Here is a 26,451-nt window from a genome sequence, read left to right as displayed (position 1 = left end):
TTTCGTTGCTCCAACGCCCTTGTTCAACCAGACGCCCATTCATCTATTGCGAACCATCGCACCGTGAAGCGCGTTCAACCTACTCCCGTTGCCGCACGTAACGTCCCGGCGCCGGCTCGATCGCCGGAAACTCGTCCGAGCCCGCCGCGGCGCGCGGCTTCACCTTCTTGCCGCCGTACTGATCGAGCCACGTGGTCCATTCGGGCCACCAACTGCCGGGCACCTCGGTCGCGGCGCCGAACCATTCGTCCGGGGTCTCCGGCAACGTCTTGACGTCACCTTCCAGCGTCCAGTAACTGCGCTTTTTCTTCGCGGGCGGATTGATCACGCCGGCGATATGGCCCGACGCGCCGAGCACGAACTTCAGCGGCCCGGTCAGGAGCGGCGCCGACGCGTACGCGGTTTGCCACGGCACGATATGGTCCTCGCGTGACCCGTAGATGAAGGTGGGCACGTCGATCTTCGACAGGTCGATCGGCTCGCCGCAGGTGCTCAACGCACCCGGTTCGCGCAGACGATTCTCGAGGTAGGTGTTGCGCAGATACCAGACATACATCGGTCCCGGCAGGCTGGTCGAGTCGCTGTTCCAGTACAGCAGATCGAACGGTACCGGCGTGCGCCCCTTGAGGTAATTGTCGACGACGTAGTTCCACACCAGATCGTTCGGCCGCAGGAACGAGAACGTGTTGGCGAACTCGATGCCGCGCATCAATCCCGGCGGCGCACCGTTCTTGCCGCCGATGGTCTGCTCGCGCATCTGCACGTGCGACTCGTCGACGAACACGTCGAGCACGCCCGTGTCGGAAAAGTCGAGCATCGCGGTGAGCAGCGTCATCGACGCGGCCGGGTGTTCGCCGCGCGCCGCGGCCACCGCCAGCGCGGTGGCGAGCATCGTGCCGCCGACGCAGAAGCCGAGCGTGTTGATCTGTTCGCGGCCGCTGATCTTGCCGACGGTATCGATCGAGGCGAGCACGCCCTCGCCGATGTAGTCGTCCCACGTCTTGTCCGCGATCGACTGATCCGCGTTGCGCCACGAGATCAGGAACACCTGGTGCCCCGAATCGAGCGCATGCGCGACCAGTGAATTTTCCGGTTGCAGGTCGAGAATGTAGAACTTGTTGATGCACGGCGGCACGATCAGGAGCGGCCGCTCGCGCACGGTCGCCGTGCGCGGCTTGTACTGGATCAATTGCAGCAGGTCGTTCTCGAACACCACTGAGCCTTCGGTGTTGGCGAGGTTCTCACCGACCACGAAGCGCGATTCGTCGGTCTGCGAAATCTTGCCGCGCTGCAGGTCGGCGAGCAGGTTCATCACGCCTTGCCGCAGACTCTCGCCCTTGCTGTCGAGGAGGGTTTTTTGCGCTTCCGGATTCAACGCGAAGAAGTTGCTCGGCGAAGCAGCCGCGGTCCATTGCTGGACCGCGAAGCGGATGCGCTCGCGCACCTTCGGTTCGGTGTCGAGCGCGTCGACCATCTCCTGCAGATAGCGCGCGTTCAGCAGATACCACGCGGCGGTGAACGCATAGGCCGGGGTCGTGCTCCACGCTTCGGAACTGAAGCGGCGGTCCTTGAGTTCGGGCCCCTTCGAAACCGACGTGGCTGCCTGCTGGATCAACTCCATCGCATCGCGCGAATAATCCGCCTGCAGTTTCTGCAGACGTTCGGCGGGAATCGCGGCGGCGGGTATGTTCAGACCTGCGAACGAAGGCATGGAAGGTAACGCCCCCGCCGCCAGTTTGCTGAAGTCCGGCATGCCGGGAAACGACGGGATCTGGGGGAAACCGATTTGCGGCATGCCCGGCACCTGGGGCATCTGCGGCATCTGAAAAGGCATGCCGGTGGCACCCGGAGGCGTACCGAGCGAACGCCATGCGTTCATCCATGCGTCGACGAATTGCTGCATGCCTGCGGCGGACGTTGCGCCGCTCATACCGGCCTGCTGCGTATGCTCCGTCGAGGAGTCCGTGCTGGGGGAAGCTGAGGAATATGAAGCTGCCATACCTGCTTTTGACCGGTAAGTCCTTGCGGACGGGTTGGAGAGGCAGGTTCGTGCGCACGTGTGCGATTGCTCGCGACCTCGTCACGCCCTGTCCCATGTACGAGGAGCTCGTGAGGAACATTCTTGCTCCCCATCGCAAGGCATGTCAATGCTTGTTCCCGATTTTGCCGCAGTGCGATAGTTTTTTAATTATCGTTTTCCCTGTGTAGCAGATCGCGCTTTTGAAGCACGTATGACTAATGAACCGGTCGAGCGAAAAAAGCTCCCATATTGCATGGGTTTATGTGCATTTATCGGTGCGTGCACAGACACTTTTCGCGGCAGATTTACGCTCTCGCGAAGAATTCCGGCACCGCAGCAAAAACGCGCTGCGCGCCTCGGAATAACCCGCATACGGCCCGCGTACGACCAGCATACGCTGCTTGCGCCCACGCGCAGCTCGCACTCTCGACACGCATGCGACACGCCCGCATGCCGACGCAATCGCGTACACCGGCACCCGGCGGGCGAAGCGTCAACATGCGGGCGTGCGTTTTCCTCTGACGCAGGATCGAGCCGCGCGGCGCGCTAGTTCGCAAGCGTCTGCGCGTGAGCGTCGAGCCAGATCAGCGCGGCCATGCGGCCGGTCTCGCGGTCGCGTCGATAGGAATAGAAATGATCGCGTTGCGTGACCGTGCACAGATCGCCGCCGACGATCCGCGTGACGCCGAGCGCTTGCAGACGCAAGCGCGCCAGCGCCGGCAGATCGGCGAGATATTTGCCCGCATGGTCCGGATGCGCGACGAATGCGTTCGCAGTGGCATCGCGTTGCGCGCGGTCGACACCGTTCATGAAGGCGTCACGCACATCAGCTCCGACTTCGAACGCGCCGGGACCGATCGATGGTCCGAGGTACGCATGCAATCCACCGGGCTCGACGCCCGCGAGTTGCGCGACGCGCTGCGCAGTCTGTTCGACGATGCCCGCCGCCAGCCCGCGCCACCCCGCATGCGCCGCACCGACCGCGCGGCCTGCTTCATCGCACAACAGCACCGGCATGCAATCGGCCACCATCACGACACACACGGTGCCGGGACGATCGGTGACGCTCGCGTCGGCACGCGTGGGGGTGCCGTTAGCGTGCGCCTGCGCGAGCACATCCTCGGCGCGTACGATGCCCGCGCCGTGAATCTGTTCGAGCCACGCGGCCTCGCTGACGCCGGCGAGGCCCAGCAAGCGTTCGCGGTTCTGCGCGACCGCGGCCGGATCGTCACCAGCTTTGAAGCCCAGGTTCAGGCCGCCGGGTTGATCCGCGCCGGCCTGCCAGCGGCCGAACGGCGGCTGGCTCACGCCGCCGTTGCGCGTGGTCACGAGCGCGCGCACGCGTGGCGATACGTTCCATGCGGGTTGCACGACATCGGCAAAGCTCAGCTCAGGCAAACTCGCGCTCATGCGTGATCGTCCCTCGGGTTGTCGGCGTCATCGCTGTCGTCCGCGTCGTCGTGATCGAGCGCGCCGTCTTCGTCGGCATCGTCGTCCAACGACGCGTCGTAGCCGTCTTCCTCATAGTACGTCTCGTCGAACTCGCCCGCTTCGTCGCGCCCCAGACCGAGCGCTGCCGACAGCGCCTCGATGTCTTCCGGCACATCGGCGCGCCATTGCATAGTGCGCCCGGTTTGCGGATGAATCAGTCCGAGCCGCCACGCATGCAGCGCTTGCCGCGCGAAGCCGCCGGGCAGCGGCGTGACCGAGCGCTTGCCGCGCGCGCGGCCGTACACCGGATCGCCGAGCAGCGGATGGCCGATGTGCGCGCAATGCACGCGAATCTGATGGGTGCGGCCGGTTTCCAGATCGCAGTGAATCGCCGTGACCGGTTGACGTTGCCAGATCGCCGAGTCGACGCGGCGAAAATGGGTGCGCGCCGGCTTGCCCGCCGCGCTCGTCACCACCGCCATGCGGGTGCGCTCGCGCGGATCGCGGCCGATCGGCGCGTCGATCGTGCCTTCCTCCGGCATGTTGCCCCACACCAGCGCGAGATAGCGGCGCTTCACCGTGCGGGCCTGCAACTGGCGCACGAGGTCGGTCTGCGCCTCGAGCGTGCGCGCCACCACCATCAGGCCGGAGGTTTCCTTGTCGAGCCGGTGCACGATGCCCGCGCGCGGCAACCCCGCCGCGGCGTCGCCATAGCGGTACAGCAGGCCGTTAAGCACCGTGCCGCTCCAGTTGCCGGCCGCCGGATGCACGACCATCCCGGCCGGCTTGTTGATGACCACGAGCGTGTCGTCCTCGTAGACGATGTCGAGCGGCACAGGTTCAGGCGTGAACGCGAGCTGCTCCGGCAGCAGATCGGGCACGAGTTCGATGGTCGCGCCGAGCGGCACCGGCTGGCGGATCTTCGCCGGCTTGCCGTCGACCCGCACACGCTCGGATTCGATCCAGCTTTGCAGACGGTTGCGCGAGAACTCGGGAAACACGCGGGCGAGCACCTTGTCGAGGCGCTCGCCCGCCAGTTCGTCCGGCACGACGACATTGCGCGGACTCTCGTCCGCCACGCGGCTCGCCACGGTCGGCACCATGGCCGGCGCGGCTGCGGCGGAGAGTGCGTCGCTGGCGAGATCGTCGTCGAGGGAATCGACGCCCAACGCGTCGGAGGGGTCGGCGCTTACGCTATAATCTTCGTTGCTATTCCCGGCACCGGTTGCGGCGCCTGGAGTATTTGAGCGGGTCATTGAGTCTGGGTCACCTGGACGTAAAGCTAGACTGGAAAATGCGAGCCTTGAACACCATCACTGAAGCGGCGATCAATTTGGCGGCCATCAAGAAGGCGGCCCGGAAAGTGGCCGGATACATTGCATGCGCCGCGGCCGTCACCGTTATCGCGGCTTGCCACGGCCTGCCGGAAAAGACCGACGAAACGGCAACGTGGAATAACAACAAATTATATACGGAGGCGAACGACGCCCTGACCGGTGGTGATTTCGGCAAGTGCGCGAAGTACTTCGAAATGCTCGAAGGCCGCGACCCGTTCGGCCATTTCGCGCAGCAGGCGCAGATCAACGTCGCGTACTGCAACTGGAAAGACAACGAAAACGCCGCCGCCGACCAGGCGATCGACCGCTTCATCCAACTGCACCCGGATCATCCGGACATTGCTTACGCGTACTATCTGAAGGGCATGATTCACTTCAACGACGACCTCGGTCTGTTCGGCCGCTTCTCCGGTCAGGACATGAGCGAGCGCGATCCGAAGTCGCTGCGCGAGTCGTATGACGCGTTCAAGATCGTGGTCGACCGCTACCCGAACAGCAAGTACGCACCGGACGCCGCGCAACGCATGCGCTACATCGTGAACGCGCTGGCGTCGCACGAAGTCCACGCGGCCGATTACTACTACCGCCGCGGCGCTTATGTCGCCGCAATCAACCGCGCGCAACTGGCGCTGCGTGAGTACAAGAACGCACCGGCAATCGAAGACGCGCTGCACATCATGATGCTGTCGTACCAGAAGCTGAACCAGCCGCAACTGGCCGACGACACCAAGCGCGTGCTGGCCGGCACCTTCCCGGACAGCCCGTACATCACGGGTCGCCCGCGGCCGGGCGCGCAGAAGTCGTGGTGGCAGTTCTAACGCACGCCAGGCTCTGACAAACCGCTGCAAACAGAAACGCCACGACCTCGGTCGTGGCGTTTCTGTTTGTGCGAAGCCCACGCAGCCGGCCTCGCGTCAATCAACCAGGCCTCAGTCCCGCTCGAACAACGCGATCGACTCCACATGCGACGTATGCGGGAACATGTTCACCACGCCCGCGCCCACCAGCCGATACCCGGCCTCGTGCACCAGCAGGCCCGAATCGCGGGCGAGCGTCGCCGGATTGCACGACACGTAGACGATCCGCTTCGGCAGCGGTCCATTGCCGCTTTGCGCGATCTCCGCCAGCGCCTTCGCGACGGCGAGCGCGCCTTCGCGCGGCGGATCGACGAGGAATTTGTCGAAGTGACCGAGCGCGCGCATGTCGTCGGCGGTGACTTCGAACAGATTGCGGCACGCGAACGACGTATGCCCCGCCACACCGTTCAGCTCGGCATTGGCGAGCGCGCGCGAGGTCAGCACCTCGCTGCCCTCGATCCCCACGACCTCCTGCGCGATCCGCGCGAGCGGCAGCGTGAAATTGCCGATCCCGCAGAACAGATCGAGCACACGATCGGTGCGCGCCGGCGCCAGCAAGCGCAATGCGCGGCTCACCAGCACGCGGTTGATCTCGTGATTGACCTGGGTGAAGTCGGTCGGCTTGAACGGCATGCGGATGCCGTATTCCGGCAACGTGTAGTCGAGCTGCACGTCGAGCGGATAGAACGGCGTGACCGTATCCGGGCCGCCCGGCTGCAGCCAGAACTGCACCTTGTGCTCGTCGGCGAAATCGCGCAGCACCTGTTCGTCGGCAGCGGTGATCGGTTCGAGGTTGCGCACCACCAGCGCTGTGACCGACGAACCCACCGCCAGTTCGAGCTGCGGCAGGCGGTCGTAGATCGACAGCTTGCGGACCATGAAGCGCAGCGGCATCAGCATCGCCGACACGTGCGGCGGCAGAACTTCGCAGGTTTTCATATCCGCGATGTAGCTGCTCTTCTTCTCGTGAAAGCCGATGCGCATGCCGCCCTTCTCCGGCAGATAGCGCACGCCCAGGCGCGCACGATAGCGATAACCCCAGGTCGGCCCGTGAATTGGCCGGAACACCGTTTCGGGGCGCAGCTTCGCCAGATGCTGCAGGTTGTCCTCGAGCACGCGCTGCTTGACGGCGACCTGCGCGCGCACGTCGAGATGCTGCATCGAACAGCCGCCGCAGATATCGAAGTAGCTGCACTTCGGCTTGGTGCGCATCACGCTTTCGCGGAACACCTGGACGACTTCGGCCTGCTCGAATTTCGGCTTGCTGCGATGCGTCGAGTAGCTGACACGTTCGCCGGGCAATGCGCCTTCGACGAAAATCACCTTGCCGGACGTGCCGTCTTCGCTCTCGATGCGGCCGACGCCGCGCGCTTCCATATCGAGCGAAACGATTTCGACGACCGGCTCGTTGCCGGTGATGACGAGCGCTGGCGCCGCAGCGGGCGCCTTGTGGTATTTCGAATGGCGCTTCGGCGAGCGACGATGGGGGGCAGTTCGGGACACCTGCGACTTCCTGACAGACTTGGGGAAAGGCGAGATTGTAGACGAAGCGCCGCGCTTGCCGAGGTTCGGCGCGACGCCGCCTCAGCCAGCTGTCGAGCCGGCCAACGGAAAACTATTCTTCGAACGCCGCCAGGTACTCGGCCCATTGCGGCGCGATTTCCAGCGCCAGCGCATTCTTGACCAGGTTGATCTCGTCAGCATACTCCGCCGCCGAAAACGCGCCGCGAATCAGCTGAAAACGGCAATACAGCAGGTAGGTATTGACGACGTCCGTCTCGCAGTAATTGCGAATTTCCTCGATGCGGCCTTCCTGATACGCATGCCACACCTGGCTGCCGTCCATGCCCATCTTGCCGGGGAAGCCGCACATCTTGGCGAGCGCGTCGAGTGGCGCGTTGGCGCGCGCCTGGTACATCGCGAGCACGTCCATCAGATCCGTGTGACGCGCGTGATAGCGGCTGATGTAGTTGTTCCACTTGAACTCGCGGTCGTCCTCGCCGAGATCCCAGAAACGGCTCGCGGGAATGCCGTTGACGAGCGCCCGGTAGTTCAGCACCGGCAGGTCGAAACCCCCGCCGTTCCATGACACGAGCTGCGGCGTGTACTTCTCGATCACGCGATAGAACGACTGCACCAGCGCCGCCTCGCCGTCTTCCAGCGTGCCGAGCGAGCGCACCCGGAAACCGTTGTTGTCGCGGAACACGCAGGAGATCGCCGCGATCCGCTGCAGGTGATGCGGCAGGAAATCACCGCCGGTCTTTTCACGACGCTGGGCGAACGCATGCTCGGCGACTTCGGCGTCGCTCATCGTGACAGGCAAATCTTCAAGGCGGCGAATGCCGGCGACATCGGGAATCGTCTCGATGTCGAAAACAAGAATCGGTGTCATTAGCTTATAGAACGGCGTCCTTCCGAACACCGTTGGAGGCGAAGAAGCGCTTCAACCGGACCAGCGCTTCCTGTTGGATCTGGCGCACACGCTCGCGCGTGAGGCCCATTTCGTCGGCCAGCTCTTCGAGCGTGGCGGGTTCGATGTGATTGAGCCCGAAGCGGCGCTCGATCACATGCCGATGCTTGTCCGACAGGCGCGCAAGCCACGCGCGTGTAAGCGTTTCCAGCTCGCGGTGCTGCACTTCGGCATCCGGCGACTGGCTCTGGTCGTCGGACAGCAGATCGAGCAGGCTGCTCGCCGGATCGAGATCGAGCGGCGCGTCCAGCGAGGCCGTGTGCTCGTTCAGCGCGAGAATGTCGGTGACTTCGTCGGTGGTCTTGCCGGTCAGATAGGCGATGTCGTCGATGCTGGCGTCGCGGCGCTCGGCCGCTTCGCCGGAATTCATCGAGTTCTTTTCGAGGTGGCGCTTGGCGCGCAACACCTGGTTGAGCTCACGAATCACGTGCACCGGCAAGCGCACGGTGCGCGCCTGGTTCATGATCGCGCGCTCGATGCTCTGGCGGATCCACCAGGTCGCATAAGTCGAAAAGCGGAAGCCACGCGTCGGATCGAATTTTTCGATCGCGTGCATCAGGCCGAGGTTGCCCTCTTCGATCAGATCGAGCAGCGGCACGCCGCGATTCAGATAACCCTTCGCGATGCTGACGACGAGCCGCAGATTGCGCTCGATCATCACCTGGCGCGCGTCGAACTCGCCGGCCTTGGCAAGACGCGAATACTTCTGCTCCTCTTCGACCGTGAGTAGCGGCTTCACACTGATGCGATTCAGATAATGCTGGATCGTGTCGGCCGTCAGTTCGGCTTGCAGCAGTGCGCGAAAATCGTCCGCGTCCGGCGCCGCTTCGCTCACGACTTCGCGCGCGTCGCCGGGTTCGTCCGCGCCGCTCTGACGTTCGTCGAGATCGTGCTCTTCCGCGATCTCTTCTTCGACTTCCGAAGCGCCGCTCTCGTCCACTGCGGCGGACGAAACCTGGCTGATCGTTTCAGACTCGGCTTGCGGCGGGCGGCGCTTCGATTTCGGCATGGTCGTATCGCTTATTGCGGCGGCAAATACTTCAGTGGGTCGACAGGTTTACCCTGACGGCGAACTTCGAAATGCAACATCACACGGTCGGAATCGCTATTCCCCATCTCAGCGATCTTCTGCCCCTTCGTTACCGCGTCTCCCTCTTTTACCATCAAAGCACGGTTGTGTGCATACGCGGTGAGATAAGTTGCATCATGCTTGATGATAATGAGATTGCCGTAACCACGCAGCCCATTTCCCGCATAGACCACGCGACCATCCGCGGAAGCCTTCACTGCATCGCCCGCGGCACCGCCAATGTTGACACCCTTGTTGGTCGAATCGTTGAACGTGCCGAGAAGCGGTCCGTGCACGGGCCACGCGAATGCGACATTACCCGACGCGCCGGCGCTCGAGTCGCTCGCGGCGCCCGCAGCGGCCGGCGGCGTCAACGCAGCGTTGCTGTTCGCGGCCGGGCCATACAGCGGCGGCGCCGCGACGCCCGCAGCGGCGGCGGCGGACGGCGACGTGCTGCCGAGCGGCGCACTTTGCACCGCCCCGCCGCCGCCGATCGGCGCGGTCGACACGCCCGGCGTCAGCGCGGCCGTATTCGCACCCGGCGGCACCACGCGTAGCAACTGGTCGACTTCGATCTGATTCGGGTTGGTGAGATTATTCCACGCCGAAATATCGCGATAGTTCTGGCCGTTCTCCAATGCGATCCGATACAGCGTGTCGCCCGGCTTCACGCGATAGTAGCCCGGCGGCGGCGGCCCGAGCGGCACAGGCGGCTGCGCAGCTTGCGTACTGAGCGGGCTGCCGCCGGAACGATCGACGACGGGCGCCTGATCGAGCCGGGATGCACAGGCCGTCATCAACAGGGACAAGGCGAGCACGCACACGCTACGCTGGGTTACGGTCATTGGGACATTCAGGCTGGTTCTCTGCATCGCGCGCAACATACTCATCGGTGTCAAATCACTCCGGATTTTAAGGGTACAAAGAAAACGCGATCAAGCCGCGACTCGCGCCACTGCGCGGGCCCGAGGCGCTCGACCAGCGTCAGCACCTGGTTCTGGCCGTCCTGCGAGCCGACCGGCGCAACCAGACGGCCGCCGATCGCGAGTTGTTCAAGCAATGCCTGCGGCACGTCGAGCCCCGCCGCGGCGATCAGGATCGCGTCGAACGGCGCCGCGGACGGCAGGCCGAGTCGTCCGTCGCCATAGTGCAGCCGGATATTCGGAATACGCAGCGGCCGCAGATTGATCTTCGCGCGTTCGGACAACGGCTTGATGCGTTCGATCGAATAGACCTCGCGCGCCACCTGACTCAGCACCGCCGCCTGATAACCGCAGCCGGTGCCGATTTCGAGCACGTTGCCGAGTGCGCGGCCGGCCGCCGCCAGTTCGATCATCCGTGCGACCACCGAGGGCTTGGAGATCGTCTGGTGATGGCCGATCGGCAACGCCGCATCTTCGTAGGCCTGAGCCGCGAGGCCCGGGTCGACGAACATGTGGCGCGGCACCACCGACATCGCGTTCAACACGCGCTGATCGGTCACGCCATTCGCACGCAGGCGTTCGACCATCCGTTCGCGAACCCGTTCCGAAGTCAGCGCCAACGCGCCGCTCAACGCGACGTTCGGCGCGGTCGTGCGTTCGTTGGAACGGGCGGCGGATCTGGCGGATGAGGTCGATTGCGGCGCGCCGCGCGCGGCCGCGCCCGATGCGGATGTCGACAGCTTGGGCTGTGCCTTGGCCGATTGCGACTGCGGCTTCGCTTGCAACTGCATCAGCGACGGCGCGGCCTGCGGCTTCGGCAGCGTAATGGCTTGAGGCTTCGGTTGCGGCTTGGCCTGCACCACGGTCTGCGCGTGGCCCGGCGCTCTGGACTGCGACTTGCCCGCGGCGCCACCCGGCGCATATTTGGCGGGCTGTTGACGCGCATTGAGCGCCGCGCTCGCGGCGAGCGCCGCCGCGCGCACTTCGCCCGGGCGTCCTTCGGGCCGGCGCGGTTCGCGCACCAGGTCCTCGAGGCCGAGCGGAAAGCGCTTGCCGCGCTCGCTGCTCATGAAGCGCCGCTGCCGGCGCGCGCCCAGTCGCGCGCCGCGGGCAGCATTTGCGTGTGGGTCAGATCGAGCTGCAGCGGCGTGATCGACACACGCCCGTTGGCGACCGCGTGGAAGTCCGTGCCTTCGCTCGCGTCGCGCGCGCTGCCCGACGGACCGATCCAGTAGATCGGCTCGCCGCGCGGGTTGGTCTGGCGGATCACCGGCTGCGACGGATGCCGCTTGCCGAGACGCGTGATCTGCCAACCGTCGAGTTGCTCGTACGCCAGGTTCGGAATATTGACATTCAGCAACGGATGGCCGGGCAGCGGCTGCTCGAGATAATGCTTGACGATTTCCGCGGCGACCCGCACCGCGTCTTCAAGATGCGCCCAGTCCTTGTCGACCAGTGAAAACGCGATGGCGGGCACGCCGAACATGATGCCTTCCGTGGCGGCCGCGACGGTGCCCGAGTAGAGCGTATCTTCGCCCATGTTCTGACCGTTGTTGATGCCCGACACCACCAGGTCCGGTGTATGGTCGAGCATGCCGGTCAGCGCGATGTGCACCGAGTCGGTGGGCGTGCCGTTCACGTAATAGAAGCCGTTGGCCGAGCGCAGAACCGAGAGCGGCCGCGACAGCGTCAGGGAATTCGACGCGCCGCTGCAATTCTGTTCGGGGGCCATCACGGTGACGTCCGCGATCGGCTTGAGCGCTTCGTGAAGCGCGGCAAGGCCTGGCGCCAGATAACCGTCGTCATTGCTGAGTAGGATTCGCATGCGGCGATTGTAACCGAGGAAAGATGGCACGCGAACGACACGGCGGCCCCGCGCGCGTAGCATGCAAGGCGTACGCGCGAGGTGGGTGGCGATGCCGCGCGGGCCGCTTGCCGTTGCTGCGTTGTCTGCGTGCCGTGCGACTATCGTGCGGTTGTCGTGCTGCTGTCGCGTCGCGGCCGCGCAGGTGCCGCGAAAGTGCCAAAATGTGCCGCGCAAAATAAACGCACGACCGTGCGAATTGCTCTACACTCCGAAATGCTTGCGAACCCTGATCGATATGGAGACACGATGCGCGCGATTCGCTGTAATCAATACGGGCCGCCCGAGAGCCTGGTCGTCGAAAACCTGCCGGAGCTCGAACCGCAGCCCGGCCACGTGGTGATCGACGTCAAAGCCGCAGCCGTCAACTTCCCCGACGTGCTGATCATCGAAAACAAATACCAGTTCAAGCCACCGCTGCCCTTCACGCCCGGCTCGGAAGTGGCGGGCGTCGTGCGCGCGGTCGGCGCCGGCGTCACGCAGTTCAAGCCAGGCTCGCGTGTGGTCGCGTTCACCGGTTCGGGCGGTTTCGCCGAACAGGCGCTGGCGCCGGCCGCGGCCTGCGTGCCGCTCGCCGACGGCGTCGAGTTCGAACTGGCCGCGGCATTCACGCTCGCGTATGGCACCTCGCATCACGCGGTGGTCGATCGCGGCGCCTTGCAGGCCGGCGAGACGATGCTGGTGCTGGGCGCGGCCGGCGGCGTGGGACTAGCCGCGGTCGAGATCGGCAAGGCGCTAGGCGCGCGCGTGATTGCGGCGGCATCGAGCGACGCAAAGCTCGCCACCTGCGTCGCGCATGGCGCGGACGCCACCATCAACTACAGCACCGAAGATCTTCGCGAACGCATCAAGGCGCTCACCGACGGCAAAGGTCCGGACGTCATCTACGATCCAGTCGGCGGCGTGTATGCGGAGCCGGCGTTTCGCAGCATCGGCTGGCGCGGGCGTTATCTGGTGGTCGGTTTCGCGAACGGCGAAATTCCGAAGTTGCCGCTCAATCTGACACTGCTCAAAGGCGCGAGTGTGGTCGGCGTATTCTGGGGCGATTTCGCGAAGCGCGAGCCGCAGCGCAATCACGCCGCGTTCCAGCAGATGACCGACTGGATCGGTGAAGGCAAGCTCAAGCCGTACGTGTCCGCGCGTTATTCGCTCGAGGACACTGGCCGCGCATTGCGCGATATGGCCGAGCGTCGCGTGATCGGGAAGGTGGTGATTACGCCCTAGTCGTTGCGTGCTTGATCGATGCCTGTTTGGTGCTTGATCGAACGGCCAGCAAAAGCAAAACGGCGTGCGGTTTTATCAACCGCACGCCGTTTTTTTTGAGCGCCCGCACCTACGCGCGCCTACAGTTTCTCGGTGTCCCCACTCTTCGGCTGCCACTTCATCAAACGCCGCTCGCCCATGCCGACCACCGCATCGAGCACCAGCGCGAACGCGGTCAACACCAGAATCCCGGCGAACACGGTGTTGATATCGAAGGTGCCCTCGGCTTGCAGAATCAGATAGCCGACGCCGCGCGCCGAGCCGAGATACTCCCCCACCACGGAGCCGACGAACGCCAGCCCCACCGACGTATGCAAGCTGGAAAACACCCAGCTCATCGCGCTCGGCAAATAGACGAAGCGCAGCAGTTGCTTGCGGTTCGCGCCGAGCATCCGTGCGTTTGCGAGCACGACGGGACTCACTTCCTTCACGCCCTGATAGACGTTGAAGAACACGATGAAGAACACCAGCGTCACACCCAACGCCACCTTCGACCAGATCCCCAGACCGAACCAGACGCCGAAGATCGGCGCGAGAATCACGCGCGGCATCGAGTTGGCCGCTTTCACATACGGATCGAACAACGCGCTCGCGAGCGGCGCGAGCGCGAGCCACAGCCCGACGCCGAGTCCGAGCGCCGTGCCCAGCACGAACGCAAGCACGGTCTCGACCAGCGTGATCCACAGATGCAGATAGATCTCGCCGCCCGTGAACCATTCCCAGATCCGCTGCAGCACCTTCTGCGGCTCGCCGAAGAAGAACGCGGCCTTGTTAGGATCGTCGAAATAGAACGCCGGCAGCAGCGTTGGACTGGTCAGCGCGTACCAGAGCACGAAGCACAGCACGAGCAGCAGCCATTGCCAGATCACCAGATTCGCCCGCCTCGGGCGTAACGTCTTCCACATGACTCGGTTTGCCTTGGACGATTGGATCGACGCGGTTAAACCGCGCTCAGTTGCTGCTGGTAGCCCTTGAGCACTTCATCGCGCAGCACGCTCCAGATCTGCGCATGCAACTCGACGAAGCGTGGATGCGCGCGAATTTCGGCGACGTCGCGCGGACGTGGCAGGTCGATCGTGAATTCGCCGATCGGATGCGTGCCCGGTCCCGCCGACAACACCACCACGCGATCGGACATCGCAATTGCTTCGTCTAGATCGTGCGTGATGAACAACACCGCCTTGCGTTTGGCGGCCCACAGGTCGAGCAATTCGTTTTCCATCAGCTGACGCGTCTGGATATCCAAGGCCGAAAACGGCTCGTCCATCAGGATGATGTCGGGGTCGAGAATCAGCGTCTGCGCCATCGCGACGCGCTTGCGCATGCCGCCCGACAGTTGATGCGGATAACGGTCGCCGAAGCCGCCGAGGCCGACGCGCTTTAACCACTCGTCGGCTTTGACGCGCGCTTGCTCGGCCGGCACGCCGCGAAACGCGAGGCCGGCGATCACGTTGTCGATGGCCGAGCGCCACGGCATCAACGCGTCGGCCTGGAACATGTAGCCGGCGCGCCGGTTGATGCCGTCGAGCGGCTCGCCGAACACGCTGACCGTGCCCGACGACGGCGCCAGCAAGCCCGCGCCGATGTTCAGCAGCGTGGACTTACCGCAGCCGGTCGGGCCGACCACCGAGACCAACTCGCCGGGCGCGATGCGCAGCGTGGTGTCCTTGACCGCCGTGTAGCGCTGCGCGCGGATGTCGCGTGCGGCGAACGTGCAGGTGATGTTTTCGAGCGCCAGAGCGGCAACGGTCATCGTTCGGCTCGCTTCTTCGAAGATCGGTTTCGGGAGGGGTGTTGGTGTGGCGCGCGTGGGCGAGGCGTTCGCGTTGCGCTTCACGCCCGCGTTTCATGTCCGCGCTCTACGCCCGGTTTACGCCCGCTTCACACCTTCACGGTGGTCAGCGCTTTCTTCACGAAGTCGTTGGTCCACGTCTTCGACAGATCGATCGGTTTGCCCTGCACATGGGGATCGAATGCCTGCAACGTCTTCAGCGACGTCGCGGGACCATCCGCGGGCATCAGGCCGTCAGGCGACATCGCTTCCTTCACATGCTGCCACGCGTCCAGATACACCGCGCGGTCACCGAGCAGATAGCCTTCCGGCACCGTGTTGATCAGCTCGCTGCCAGTCGACGCCTGCAGCCACTTGAGCGCGCGCACCATCGCGTTGGTCAGCGCCTGTGTGGTGTTCGGGTTCTTCGTGATGAAGCTTTGCGACGCATACAGGCAGCCTGCCGGCATGTCGCCGCCGAACACGCTGCGCGTATCGGCGAGCGTGCGCGTGTCCGACACGACGCGGATCTCGCCCGTGCGTTCGAGCTTGGTCATCACGGGATCGAGATTGGCGATCGCGTCGATCTGTCCGGACTGCAGCGCGGCGATCGCGCCCGCGCCCGCACCCACGCCGATGAACGCGACGTCTTTCGCGCTCAGCCCTGCCTTCGCGAGCACGAAGCTCGCCATGATCGAGGTCGACGAACCCGGCGCGGTCACGCCGATCTTCTTGCCCTTCAGATCGGCGATCGACTTGTAGTTCGGCATGGTCTTCTTCGACACCGCCAGCACGATCTGCGGCGCGCGCCCTTGCAGCACGAATTCGCGGAACATCTGCTTCTGCGCCTGCAACAGCAGCGTGTGCTCAAACGCGCCAGAGACCACATCCGCGCTGCCGCCAACCGCCGCCTTCAACGCTTGCGAGCCGCCGGCGAAATCCGAGATCTCGACTTCGAGCCCTTCGTCCTTGAAGTAATTGCGACGCTCGGCAATGGTGAGCGGCAGGTAATAGAACAGGTTCTTGCCGCCGACCGCGATCGCCACCTTGGTGGTTTCAGGTTTGCCCTGCGCGAAAGCGAGCGGCGCGGCCGCGAGCGTGGCGCCTGCGAGCGCGGCGCCACCGGCGAGAAAGGTTCTGCGTTGCATGGTCTGTTGTCTCCAAACTTTTGTTGTCCGGCTTTTTTTCAGCTTTCTTTTAGCTTGTTTTGCAGCTGTTTTATCGCTGCTCTGTTTTTTGCCGCGGCGCTAGTGGGCGCCGCGCTAGTGGGCGCCGCGCTTCACACGATCTGTTGCGCGTGCAACCGTGCGATGTGCCCTGCATCATAACCTAGCGATTGCAGGACTTCATCGGTATGTTCACCCAGTTCGGGACCGAGCCAGCGCGTCTCGCCGGGCGTTGCCGATAGCTTCGGTGTGACCGCCGGCAGCGTGATTTCCTGGCCGTCCTGCCACTTGAAGCGCTGAATCATCTGGCGCGCGATGAACTGCGGATCGGTGAACATGTCCGCCACGCTGTAGATGCGGCCAACCGGCACGTCGGCCGCATTCAGCACCGCGAGCGCCTCGTCGATGGTGCGCGTGGCGAGCCACGCGGCGATCGCGCCGTCGATTTCCTGGGTGCGCGGCACACGTCCGTCGTTATGCGCGAGCCCCGGATCGTTCGCGAGATCGTCGCGCTCGATCGCCACCATCAGACGCTTGAAGATCGGATCGCTATTGCCGCCGATCACGATGCTGCCGTCGCGGCACGGATAGGTGTTCGACGGCACGATGCCCGGCAGCGATGCGCCGGTGCGCTCGCGCACCATGCCGTACACGCCGTACTCGGGCACCACGCTTTCCATCATGTTGAAAACGGCCTCGTACAGCGCGACGTCGACGACCTGCCCCTTGCCGCCGTTCACCTGCTTGTGATGCAGGGCCATCAGCGCGCCGATCACGCCGTGCAACGCGGCGATCGAATCGCCGATCGAAATGCCGATGCGTGGCGGCGGCAAATCCGGGTAGCCGGTGATATGGCGCAAGCCGCCCATTGATTCGGCGATCGCGCCGAAGCCGGGCCGGTCGCGATACGGGCCGCTCTGGCCGTAGCCGGATAAACGCACCATCACGAGGCCGGGGTTTTCCGCGGACAGCACGTCGTAACCGAGCCCAAGTTTTTCCAGCAAACCCGGCCGGAAATTTTCGACGACGATATCCGCTTCTTTCGCCAGACGCCGCACGATCTCCTTGCCCTCTTCGGCTTTCAGATTGATCGTGACGGACTTTTTGTTGCGCGCCTGCACGGCCCACCACAGCGACGTGCCGCCGACTTCCGGATACAGCTTGCGCCATTTGCGCAGCGGGTCGCCGCCTTTGGGGTCTTCGATCTTGATGACGTCGGCGCCGAACTCGCCGAGAAAACGCGCGGCGAACGGCCCGGCGATCAGCGTGCCGAGTTCCAGCACCTTGACGCCGGCGAGCGGGCCTTGGGGCGCGGCGCTCGCGCCTGATTCAGGGGTGGCGCTCATGGGTCTCCTTGTTTCTGGTCTTGACGTGGGCGGTCGTGACGTATCGGGTCCGGATGTGCGCGGCGGTCTGCTCAGCCGCCTGCCGACGCCGCGCTACATCGAACGGCGGTCGAGCATCGCGCGGGCGATCGTGCCGGCGTCGACATACTCGAGTTCGCCGCCCACCGGCACACCGCGCGCGAGACGTGTAACGGCGAGACCGCGCGCCTTGAGCGTCTGCCCGAGGTAATGCGCGGTGGCCTCGCCTTCGTTGGTGAAATTGGTCGCGAGCACGACTTCCTTGACGACGCCATCCGACGCGCGCTTGACCAGCCGGTCGAAATGGATCTCCTTCGGGCCGATGCCGTCGAGCGGACTCAGCCGCCCCATCAGCACGAAATAGAGGCCGCGATAGGTCATGGTCTGTTCGAGCATGATCTGGTCGGCAGGGGTTTCGACGACACATAGCAGCGTCGGGTCGCGCTCGTCATCGAGGCACACTTCGCAGATCTGCGCTTCGGTAAAGGTGTTGCACTTCTCGCAGTGCTGCAGATGCTCGGTCGCGAACAGCAGCGAGCGGCCGAGTTTCTCGGCGCCCTCGCGGTCGTGCTGCATCAGGTGATACGCCATGCGTTGCGCGGACTTCGGCCCGACTCCGGGCAGCGCGCGCAGCGCTTCGACGAGCGCCGACAAAGCGGAAGGTTGTTTCATGCGGATCGGCGTCGAAGTGTGTAGTGCCCGTTCAGGCGGGTGGCGATGGGGCGGGTTCGGTCAGGCAAATGTCGGCGTCGCTGCGGCTGCGGCGTGAATACCTGCGTTTACCGGGCAGTTCGGGCTGGCGTGAAGCGGCACGAACTGAAGCGAATGGGAATGCACGTGCAGGTAGCGCGATGCGTTCGAGCCGCGCATTCCATTCGCGAGCCCGGCCGGCGCGTTCCGCTCACGCCACGGCGACGGCCGCCGCGGCGCTCGCCCACCTCGCGGCGTGGTTCAGAACGGCAGCTTGAAGCCCGGCGGCAGCGGCAGGCCCGAGGTCATGCCACCCATCTTTTCCTGGGCGGTGGCTTCGGCCTTGCGCACGGCGTCGTTGAACGCGGCGGCGACGAGGTCTTCCAGCATGTCCTTGTCGTCGGCAAGCAGGCTCGGGTCGATCGACACGCGGCGCACGTCGTTCTTGCAGGTCATCGTCACCTTCACGAGACCGGCGCCCGACTGCCCCTCGACTTCGATCTGCGCGAGTTGCTCCTGCATCTTCTTCATGTTTTCCTGCATCTGCTGGGCTTGCTTCATCAGCCCGGCGAGTTGGCCTTTCATCATGGACATGCTCCTTCTTGATAGCGTGAAATCTGGAAATCAGGCGCGCTAGAGCGGATAACGCGGCGAATCAGTGGACCGACGACGCGCCGTTCGCGGCGGCGTCCGGGGTAATCGGGCGAATCGAGCCGGGCACGATGCTCGCGCCGAACTCGCGGATCAGCGACTGCACAAACGGATCGGCGCCGATCTCGCGCTCCGCATCCTGCTGACGCTGCGCGCGCAGCGCGGCGTCGTGCGCGGCAGCGGTGCGGCGCGCCGCACCGACTTCGACCAGCACGTCGACATTCTGGCCGAGCCTTTCGGCGAGCGCGCTCTTCAGTTTAGCGACCTGCGACGCTTCCGCGTACTGCGGCACCGGCACGTTCAGCTTGAGCGTGTTGCCTTCGAGCACCATGAGTTCGCTGTTGAACGCGAGCTGATACGAAATGCCCTTGAGCGGCAAATCGACGGCGAGCGCGGGCCAGTCGCCTTTGAAGCCGAGCGGATCGAGCGGCACGGCGGGCGGCAGCGGGCGCGAATCGGCCACCGGCGCCGATGCGGCGGCAGCCGTGGCCGTGGCGTTCATGCGGACATCGTCCGGGCCGCGGTCGAAAACGGGCATGTAGTCGTCGTCCGGCGGGCCGAAATAGCCGTCGTCCGATGCCGAGATCGGCACGTAGTCATCGGGCGGCATGTCGTCCCAAGGCGGAACCGACGAGCCGCCCTGCTCCGCGCTGTTGCGTGCGGCAGGCGACGAAGCGACGCGGCCGGCCGGCGCGGCATCCTGTTGCGGCGCGCGGCGCGCAGCACCGGGCGTCGGCACCGGGACGACCACGCGCGGCGCGGCGGGGGGTTTCGGCGCTGCCGGCGCGGCAGGCTTCGCAGCCGATGCTGCGGTGGCGCGGCCACGATCCGACGAGACCTTCAGGCCAGCGCTGCGCAACACATCGAGCGCTGCGCTCGCGCCGCCTGCGCGGCGTGGCGCGGTTTCGGCTGAGGTTGGCGGCTGTTGTTGCGAGGCAGCCACCTGCTCCGTACGCGCGAGCGCGGCGGTGGCCGGTGCGGTGAGAGGTGACGCGGGCGCTGCCGTACCGAGAGCAGTGGGTTCGATGGAAACGTCGTTTGCGGACGCGCTGTCGAGGCCTGCGTTCGCGGCGACTGCGTTCGAAACGGCATCGGCGGGCGCGTCGTCCCACGGAGCCAATGCAGGTGCTGCGCTAGCCGTTGCCGCCGCGGCCGCTGACTTTACTTCATCGGCAGCCTGCATCGACTCGACTGTGTTTACCGCTACGGCGCTGGATGATTGCGATGCTGCGGCGTCCGGCGCGGAATCAACCGAAGCCGGACGCACGCCCATTGCATCGGCGCCTTCCTGCGCAGCGGACGGCGCGGTTCCAGCCGTCCCGCCCGATGCAGCGCCCTTGTTCGCCAACGCGTCGCCACCCTGCGCTTCGCGCAGCGGCGTGGCAGCGCTGACTGTTTCGCGTGCGCTCGCCGGCGCAGCGGCAGCTGTCACGGTCGAGCCCGACAAGGCCCGCAACGCGGCCACCGTCGGCGCACCAGTACGCTTCGCACCCGCCGCACCCGCCTGACCAGCAGCACGCGCGCCACCCGCCGTACCGTCACCGCCAGTCGGCGCCGGTTCGAACGCCAGCATCCGCAGCAGCGTCATCGTGAAGCCGGCATATTCGTCCGGCGCGAGACCCAGTTCGCTTCGGCCGATCGTCGCGATCTGGTAGAACAATTGCACCTGCTCTGCGCTCAGCGTTTCGGCAAAGCGGCGCAGATCGCCGGCCTCCGGCCACTCGTCCAGCACCGACGATGGTGCGAACTGCGCCCACGCAATCCGGTGCAGCAAACTCGCCAGATCTTGCAAGGCCGCCGAAAACGACAGGCTGCGCAACGCCATCTCGTCGGCGACCGCCAGCACCGCGGCGCCGTCGCCGTCCGCGAGCGCGTCGAGCAGACGGATCAGATAGCTCTGATCGAGTGCGCCGAGCATCCCGCGCACCGCCTCTTCATTGACCTGATTGGCCGAATAGGCGATGGCCTGATCGGTCAGCGACAGCGCGTCGCGCATCGAGCCGTCGGCTGCGCGCGCGAGCAGGCGCAGCGCCTGCGCGTCGTACGGCACCTTCTCTTCGCCGAGAATGTGCTCGAGATGCGACACGATGTGGCCGGCGGGCATCTGCTTCAGATTGAACTGCAAACAGCGCGACAGCACTGTGACCGGAATCTTTTGCGGATCGGTGGTGGCGAGGATGAACTTGACGTGCGACGGCGGCTCTTCCAGCGTCTTCAGCATCGCATTGAACGCATGGTTGGTGAGCATGTGCACTTCGTCGATCATGTAGACCTTGAAGCGCGCGTCGACCGGCGCATACACCGCGCGCTCCAGCAGCGCCGCCATTTCGTCGACGCCGCGATTGCTCGCCGCGTCCATCTCGACATAATCGACGAAGCGCCCTTCGTCGATCTCACGGCACGCACGGCACACGCCGCACGGCGTGGAAGTCACGCCAGTCTCGCAATTGAGCGCCTTGGCGAAGATGCGCGACAGCGTAGTTTTGCCGACGCCGCGTGTACCGGTAAACAGATAGGCATGATGCAGACGGCCACCGTCGAGCGCGTGCGTGAGCGCGCGCACCACGTGCTCCTGTCCGACGAGCGAAGCGAAATCCTTCGGCCGCCATTTGCGTGCGAGAACTTGATAGGTCATCCGGAAATTGTATCAGTAACGATGCCGCGCAAAACCGAATCGAAACGACGCGCGAACGCGTGTCACCGCTTCATTGAAAGAGGCTAACGGACCGATAGAAAAAAATGGATGAAGCGCGCGAAATACGACCGCAGCACAACCGCATGCACCCGAGAAGGCGACGCTAAGGGTAAAACCCGAGTTGGGGAATATCGCAGCAGAACCCGCGGAGACAAACAGAAGAAAGACAGAAAAAGGAAGGTGACGAGCCCGACCCTCGGCACTGGTGGAAAACGGCTGTGGCTGCTTCGTTCCCGACCTGACCAGGTTGACCATCCCTCCATGCGAGGAGGCCCGTCACGAAACATTCTATCATCGCTTGGCCCATCGTGCGACTGTTAATACGAGCAAAGGGACATCGACGCGCCGAATCAGGCTCTTCACACTATAGAGAGGGATCCTCAAACGGACGCCGGCGAGGCACTTGAGTTCGCGTAGCCAGCCACCAAATAGGTTGCGTCACAGTTATTGAACGTGGTTGGAACGCGCCTGGAACGTAGTGGCCCTTCACCGGCAGCCGTTGGCCCCACTGCCCCTGACGAGTACTATCGCCCCCGGCAACGCATAGCGAATTAAGCTAAACTGCCATACGGATGACCCGCATGCGCGAGCCTTCCGCACATTCAGGATAAGGCATCAACTTTTCGGTGTGTGTCGGCAAGGCCCCGAGTGCGGCAAAGCGAACGGAAGTTTCCTTAGGTTTTGACGTATCGTGGCGAGCAATTCAGGCGGGCCTCGAACCGATAGAGGTATTCATACAATGAGCGAACAAATCAAGCATATTAGCGACGCATCGTTCGAACAGGACGTCGTGAAATCCGACAAACCCGTGCTGCTCGATTTCTGGGCCGAATGGTGCGGTCCGTGCAAGATGATCGCGCCGATCCTCGACGAAGTCGCGAAGGATTACGCAGATCGTCTGCAGATCGCCAAGATCAATGTCGACGAGCACCAATCGACGCCGGTCAAGTTTGGCGTGCGCGGCATCCCCACGCTGATCCTGTTCAAGAACGGCGCTGTCGCCGCGCAGAAGGTCGGCGCATTGTCGAAGTCGCAGCTCACCGCGTTCCTCGACGGCAACCTGTAAAACGGCGCATATCGGGGCGCCGGGAGTCCGCGAGACTCGCGAGCGCGCCTGAACGGACGTATTGTGGGCGTGTTGTCAACCGGCAACACACCCAACAAGAAAGATGCCATGCCGCTGCACTGGCGGAAATTGGCGTGTGCTATGCTAGAATCCGCAAAACGTCGAAAAGACGTGTAAGTCCTTGAGCGGTTCCGCTCACTCTCCTCCCAGATTTCATTTCGTCGCACCTTCTCCTGCGGGTTCTCCGTATGCATTTATCCGAGCTTAAGACTCTGCACGTGTCCGAATTGATCGAGATGGCCAACGGCCTCGAGATCGAAAGTGCGAACCGCCTGCGCAAGCAGGAACTGATGTTCGCCATTCTAAAAAAACGAGCCAAAACGGGCGACACGATCTTCGGCGACGGCACGCTCGAAGTGCTGCCGGACGGCTTCGGCTTCCTGCGCTCGCCGGAAACCTCGTACCTCGCCAGCACGGATGACATCTACATCAGCCCGTCGCAAATCCGCCGCTTCAATCTGCATACGGGCGACACGATCGAAGGTGAAGTGCGTACGCCGAAAGACGGCGAACGCTATTTCGCGCTGGTAAAGGTGGACAAGGTCAACGGCCAGCCGCCGGAAGCCTCGAAGCACAAGATCATGTTCGAAAACCTGACGCCGCTGCACCCGAACAAGGTGCTGCTGCTCGAGCGTGAAATGCGCGGCGAGGAAAACGTCACGGGCCGCATCATCGACATGATCGCGCCGATCGGCAAAGGCCAGCGCGGCCTGCTGGTCGCGTCGCCGAAGTCCGGCAAGACCGTGATGCTTCAGCACATCGCGCACGCCATCAAGCAGAACCATCCCGACGTCGTGCTGTTCGTGCTGCTGATCGACGAACGCCCCGAAGAAGTGACCGAAATGCAGCGTTCGGTGGCCGGCGAAGTGATCGCCTCCACGTTCGACGAACCCGCCGCGCGTCACGTGCAGGTCGCCGAAATGGTGATCGAGAAAGCCAAGCGCCTCGTCGAAATGAAGAACGACGTGGTGATTCTGCTCGACTCGATCACGCGCCTCGCGCGCGCATACAACACCGTCGTGCCGGCTTCCGGCAAGGTGTTGACGGGCGGTGTCGACGCCAACGCGCTGCAACGCCCGAAGCGCTTCTTCGGCGCGGCGCGCAATATCGAAGAAGGCGGTTCGCTGACCATCATCGGCACGGCGCTGATCGAAACCGGCAGCCGCATGGACGACGTGATCTACGAAGAATTCAAGGGCACCGGCAACATGGAAGTGCACCTGGAGCGCCGTCTCGCCGAGAAGCGCGTTTATCCGTCGATCAACCTGAACAAGTCCGGCACACGCCGCGAAGAACTGCTGATCAAGCCCGAAGTCCTGCAAAAGATCTGGGTGCTGCGCAAGTTCATCCACGACATGGACGAAGTCGAGTCGATGGAATTCCTTCTCGACAAAATCCGTCAGACCAAGAGCAACTCCGAGTTCTTCGACATGATGCGTCGCGGCGGCGGCAGCTAAAGCCTCACGCCAGTTCAGCCGCATCAGCCGCACCGCAAAAGCCGCTCGCCACAAACGAGCGGTTTTTTTTCGTCCGCCCACTTCGCCTTTCGGGTCCGGCGGAGTCCAGTCACCCAACCTGAACGTGAACGTACACGTTGGAGTACAATGCGACCACTACGTCATACCCGCCACTGCTCATGTCGAAGGACTCATCCGCGCTGCTGACCGTGCGTGACGCCGCCGAACGCCTCGGCGTCACGCCGCGCACGCTCAAGTACTACGAGGAACGCGGCCTCGTCTCGCCCACGCGCAGCGAGGGCCGTTACCGGCTCTATGACGAAGAAGACCTCAAGCGCTTCGGCCGCATTCTGCGTTTGCGCTCGCTCGGCTTCTCGCTGCACGGCATCACCGAAATGCTCAAGCGTCCGCTGGAGCCCGTCGACGGCGGGCACCGCTTTTCGACCGAATCGCTGCAACAGATTCGCGACGCCATAGCGCAACAGGTCGAAGCGCTCGACGCCCGCATCGAAACGATGCGCCGCGAACTCAAGGAAGCACAGAAGCTGCGCGCCGAGCTGAGCCCCGACCTCGACTATCTCGAACGACGCCTCGCCGGCGAGAATGCCGACGCGCTGCTCGCGCAACGCCGCAGCGCGCTTGCCAAAGCGGCAAACACGACGAGCGCGGCACAAGCTCCTTCGGCAAAGCGCGCAAGAAAAACACGACCCGCCGCGCCGGACGAATCGTCATGAGCGCGGCGGCGTCCCGCGTCGCGCTATTCAGCGTCGAAAAGCTGCGCGGCGATTTCTTCCCTTGGGTATTGGCGGTCGTCACCGGCCTCGACTACTTCGACAATTCGATCTTCTCGTTTTTCACGAGCTATATCGCCGGCGGCATCAATGCGTCGCCCGATGAACTGGTGTGGGCCTCAAGCGCCTACGCGGTCGCGGCGGTGCTCGGCATCCTGCAGCAGCAATGGTGGGTCGAGCGCTTCGGCTACCGGCGCTACGTGGCCGGCTGCATGCTGCTCTATTCCGCCGGCGCGATGGCCGCCGCGCTCTGCGAATCGTCGATCGAACTCGCCTTGGCGCGCGGCTTTCAGGGCTACTTCATCGGCCCGATGATGGGCACCTGCCGCATCCTGATCCAGATGAGTTTCACGCCGCAGCATCGGCCAGCGGCCACGCGCGCATTTCTCGTGCTGATCGTGTTGAGCAGCGCGCTCGCGCCTTTGATCGGCGGCCAACTGGTCGCGCATTTCGACTGGCGGGCGCTGTTCGCTTGCACCGCGCCACTGGGCGTGCTGTTCGCGGTACTGGCCTTGCTCGCGCTACCCGAGTCCGGCAACCGCCTGCCCGAAGAGCGCGGGTCGGCGCATTTCTGGCCGTATCTGATCTTCGCGTTCGCCCAAGGGGCGCTGCAAATCGTCATGCAGCAGGTGCGCTTCCAGTTGTTCAGCGCGTCGCCGGGGCTGATTCTGCTGACGGTCGCCGGCCTCGTCGCGCTGGGCTGGTTCGCGTATCAGCAGTGGCACCATCCCGCGCCGCTGATGCGTCTGCATGCGCTGCGCGAAAAGGTTTTCCAGGTCGGGCTCGTGCTGTACATGTTCTACTACTACATCTCGACGGTGTTCAGCTATCTGATCTCGCGCTTTCTCGAAGGCGGCCTCGGCTTTCCGGTCGAGAACACCGGGCGGCTAGTCGGCGTGACCTCGCTGATTTCCGCGAGCGCGCTGTTCGTCTATCTGCGTTATGCGAAGCTGCTGCCGCGCAAGAAGTGGATCATCGTGCCGGGCTTCGCGGTGGCGGCGTTCACCGCCGCATGGATCACACGTATGTCGCCGGGTGTCGGCGAAGCGGCGCTCATCGTGCCGTTGCTGCTGCGCGGACTACTGTTGCTGTTCATCGTGCTGCCGGTCGCCAATCTGACATTCAGAATCTTCGCGATCGAGGAATTCACGCACGGCTACCGGCTGAAAAACATCGTTCGGCAGTTGACGATCTCGTTCGCCACAGCGTCGGTGATCATCGTCGAGCAACATCGGCAGGCATTGCATCAAACTCGCCTCGCGGAGCTCGTGAATCCGTACAATCCTGTGTTCCAGAACTCGCTCGCCACATTGACGCACGGCTTCGCCGCAGCAGGTCGCCCGGCATCCGAGGCGTACTCGCTGGCGCTCGTCGAAATCAGCCGGACGGTCGCGCAGCAGGCAAGCTTTCTGGCTTCGCTGGACGGGTTCTACTTTCTAATCGGCGTAGCGATATGCGGCGGCATTTTCGCCGCGTGGCAAAAACAGATCGACTAAGGTTCATCAG

22 protein-coding genes and 1 other RNA gene are annotated in these 26,451 nt (G+C 64.1%); 6 read left to right on the top strand and 17 right to left on the bottom strand.

Going from position 1 to position 26,451, the window contains the following annotated elements:
* Positions 1 to 79: 79 nt before the first annotated feature.
* From phaC to P0D89_RS18160, 3 genes are all read right to left on the bottom strand, one after another.
* Positions 80 to 1,903: a class I poly(R)-hydroxyalkanoic acid synthase gene (phaC, locus tag P0D89_RS18170; RefSeq protein WP_408359497.1), complete on the bottom strand. Its 1,824-nt coding sequence runs from the start codon at positions 1,901 to 1,903 to the stop codon at positions 80 to 82.
* Between the two features lie 663 nt (positions 1,904 to 2,566).
* Positions 2,567 to 3,430, bottom strand: coding sequence for a peptidoglycan editing factor PgeF (gene pgeF / locus P0D89_RS18165; protein ID WP_408359489.1), 864 nt, complete (start codon positions 3,428 to 3,430; stop codon positions 2,567 to 2,569).
* A complete protein-coding gene (locus tag P0D89_RS18160; protein ID WP_408359487.1) occupies positions 3,427 to 4,707 on the bottom strand; it encodes an RluA family pseudouridine synthase in 1,281 nt (426 codons plus the stop codon). Before P0D89_RS18160 ends, pgeF begins: the two co-directional genes overlap by 4 nt.
* A gap of 38 nt (positions 4,708 to 4,745) precedes the next feature.
* Between P0D89_RS18160 and P0D89_RS18155 the strand changes: the two genes are divergently transcribed.
* Positions 4,746 to 5,606 carry an outer membrane protein assembly factor BamD gene (locus tag P0D89_RS18155; protein WP_408359485.1) on the top strand — a complete coding sequence of 287 codons (861 nt, stop codon included), beginning with the start codon at positions 4,746 to 4,748 and terminating at the stop codon, positions 5,604 to 5,606.
* Positions 5,607 to 5,717: 111 nt separating this feature from the next.
* Here P0D89_RS18155 and rlmD read toward each other — a convergent pair whose 3' ends face one another.
* The 6 genes from rlmD to surE all read right to left on the bottom strand — a co-directional run bounded on the left by rlmD (position 5,718) and on the right by surE (position 11,932).
* Positions 5,718 to 7,148 (bottom strand): 23S rRNA (uracil(1939)-C(5))-methyltransferase RlmD, encoded by a 1,431-nt coding sequence (gene rlmD, locus P0D89_RS18150; protein ID WP_408359483.1) that lies wholly within the window; start codon positions 7,146 to 7,148, stop codon positions 5,718 to 5,720.
* A gap of 112 nt (positions 7,149 to 7,260) precedes the next feature.
* A complete protein-coding gene (locus P0D89_RS18145) occupies positions 7,261 to 8,037 on the bottom strand; it encodes a 3'-5' exonuclease (protein ID WP_408359481.1) in 777 nt (258 codons plus the stop codon).
* Between the two features lie 4 nt (positions 8,038 to 8,041).
* Positions 8,042 to 9,124 carry an RNA polymerase sigma factor RpoS gene (gene rpoS / locus P0D89_RS18140; protein WP_408359479.1) on the bottom strand — a complete coding sequence of 361 codons (1,083 nt, stop codon included), beginning with the start codon at positions 9,122 to 9,124 and terminating at the stop codon, positions 8,042 to 8,044.
* 11 nt (positions 9,125 to 9,135) lie between these two features.
* Complete coding sequence (locus tag P0D89_RS18135; RefSeq protein ID WP_408376958.1) at positions 9,136 to 10,074, bottom strand: peptidoglycan DD-metalloendopeptidase family protein; 939 nt, start codon at positions 10,072 to 10,074, stop codon at positions 9,136 to 9,138.
* A 5-nt stretch (positions 10,075 to 10,079) separates the two neighbouring features.
* Positions 10,080 to 11,177 carry a protein-L-isoaspartate(D-aspartate) O-methyltransferase gene (locus tag P0D89_RS18130; RefSeq protein WP_408359475.1) on the bottom strand — a complete coding sequence of 366 codons (1,098 nt, stop codon included), beginning with the start codon at positions 11,175 to 11,177 and terminating at the stop codon, positions 10,080 to 10,082.
* A complete protein-coding gene (gene surE, locus P0D89_RS18125) occupies positions 11,174 to 11,932 on the bottom strand; it encodes a 5'/3'-nucleotidase SurE (RefSeq protein WP_408359473.1) in 759 nt (252 codons plus the stop codon). Before surE ends, P0D89_RS18130 begins: the two co-directional genes overlap by 4 nt.
* Positions 11,933 to 12,220: 288 nt before the next feature.
* Between surE and P0D89_RS18120 the strand changes: the two genes are divergently transcribed.
* Positions 12,221 to 13,195 (top strand): NADPH:quinone oxidoreductase family protein, encoded by a 975-nt coding sequence (locus tag P0D89_RS18120; RefSeq protein WP_408359471.1) that lies wholly within the window; start codon positions 12,221 to 12,223, stop codon positions 13,193 to 13,195.
* A gap of 119 nt (positions 13,196 to 13,314) precedes the next feature.
* On the opposite strand, the gene P0D89_RS18115 is transcribed toward P0D89_RS18120, so the two are convergent.
* The 8 genes from P0D89_RS18115 to ffs all read right to left on the bottom strand — a co-directional run bounded on the left by P0D89_RS18115 (position 13,315) and on the right by ffs (position 21,849).
* Positions 13,315 to 14,139, bottom strand: coding sequence for an ABC transporter permease (locus P0D89_RS18115; RefSeq protein ID WP_408359469.1), 825 nt, complete (start codon positions 14,137 to 14,139; stop codon positions 13,315 to 13,317).
* Between the two features lie 35 nt (positions 14,140 to 14,174).
* The gene (locus P0D89_RS18110) at positions 14,175 to 14,987 is read right to left on the bottom strand and encodes an ABC transporter ATP-binding protein (protein ID WP_408359467.1); all 813 of its coding nucleotides are present in this window, start codon (positions 14,985 to 14,987) and stop codon (positions 14,175 to 14,177) included.
* Positions 14,988 to 15,115: 128 nt separating this feature from the next.
* Positions 15,116 to 16,153 (bottom strand): ABC transporter substrate-binding protein, encoded by a 1,038-nt coding sequence (locus P0D89_RS18105; RefSeq protein WP_408359465.1) that lies wholly within the window; start codon positions 16,151 to 16,153, stop codon positions 15,116 to 15,118.
* A 131-nt stretch (positions 16,154 to 16,284) separates the two neighbouring features.
* Positions 16,285 to 17,517, bottom strand: coding sequence for a CaiB/BaiF CoA transferase family protein (locus P0D89_RS18100; RefSeq protein WP_408359463.1), 1,233 nt, complete (start codon positions 17,515 to 17,517; stop codon positions 16,285 to 16,287).
* 93 nt (positions 17,518 to 17,610) lie between these two features.
* The gene (gene recR / locus P0D89_RS18095; RefSeq protein ID WP_408359461.1) at positions 17,611 to 18,207 is read right to left on the bottom strand and encodes a recombination mediator RecR; all 597 of its coding nucleotides are present in this window, start codon (positions 18,205 to 18,207) and stop codon (positions 17,611 to 17,613) included.
* 279 nt (positions 18,208 to 18,486) lie between these two features.
* Positions 18,487 to 18,813 (bottom strand): YbaB/EbfC family nucleoid-associated protein, encoded by a 327-nt coding sequence (locus P0D89_RS18090; protein ID WP_006048866.1) that lies wholly within the window; start codon positions 18,811 to 18,813, stop codon positions 18,487 to 18,489.
* A gap of 67 nt (positions 18,814 to 18,880) precedes the next feature.
* Positions 18,881 to 21,511: a DNA polymerase III subunit gamma/tau gene (locus P0D89_RS18085; RefSeq protein ID WP_408359459.1), complete on the bottom strand. Its 2,631-nt coding sequence runs from the start codon at positions 21,509 to 21,511 to the stop codon at positions 18,881 to 18,883.
* A 239-nt stretch (positions 21,512 to 21,750) separates the two neighbouring features.
* Positions 21,751 to 21,849: signal recognition particle sRNA small type (gene ffs / locus P0D89_RS18080), an RNA gene on the bottom strand.
* Positions 21,850 to 22,310: 461 nt separating this feature from the next.
* Between ffs and trxA the strand changes: the two genes are divergently transcribed.
* From trxA to P0D89_RS18060, 4 genes are all read left to right on the top strand, one after another.
* Positions 22,311 to 22,637, top strand: coding sequence for a thioredoxin TrxA (gene trxA, locus P0D89_RS18075; protein WP_006048864.1), 327 nt, complete (start codon positions 22,311 to 22,313; stop codon positions 22,635 to 22,637).
* A 248-nt stretch (positions 22,638 to 22,885) separates the two neighbouring features.
* On the top strand, positions 22,886 to 24,154 hold the full coding sequence (gene rho / locus P0D89_RS18070; protein WP_006048863.1) for a transcription termination factor Rho: 1,269 nt from the start codon (positions 22,886 to 22,888) through the stop codon (positions 24,152 to 24,154).
* 179 nt (positions 24,155 to 24,333) lie between these two features.
* Positions 24,334 to 24,888, top strand: a complete 555-nt coding sequence (locus tag P0D89_RS18065) for a MerR family transcriptional regulator (protein ID WP_408359457.1) — start codon at positions 24,334 to 24,336, stop codon at positions 24,886 to 24,888.
* Positions 24,885 to 26,441 (top strand): MFS transporter, encoded by a 1,557-nt coding sequence (locus P0D89_RS18060; RefSeq protein WP_408359455.1) that lies wholly within the window; start codon positions 24,885 to 24,887, stop codon positions 26,439 to 26,441. Before P0D89_RS18065 ends, P0D89_RS18060 begins: the two co-directional genes overlap by 4 nt.
* Positions 26,442 to 26,451 lie beyond the last annotated feature (10 nt).

This window comes from Paraburkholderia sp. RL18-085-BIA-A (assembly GCF_046027075.1).
GTDB lineage: Bacteria > Pseudomonadota > Gammaproteobacteria > Burkholderiales > Burkholderiaceae > Paraburkholderia.
Note: the sequence above shows the minus strand (reverse complement) of the source record. Positions and strands in the feature narration are given on the sequence as shown.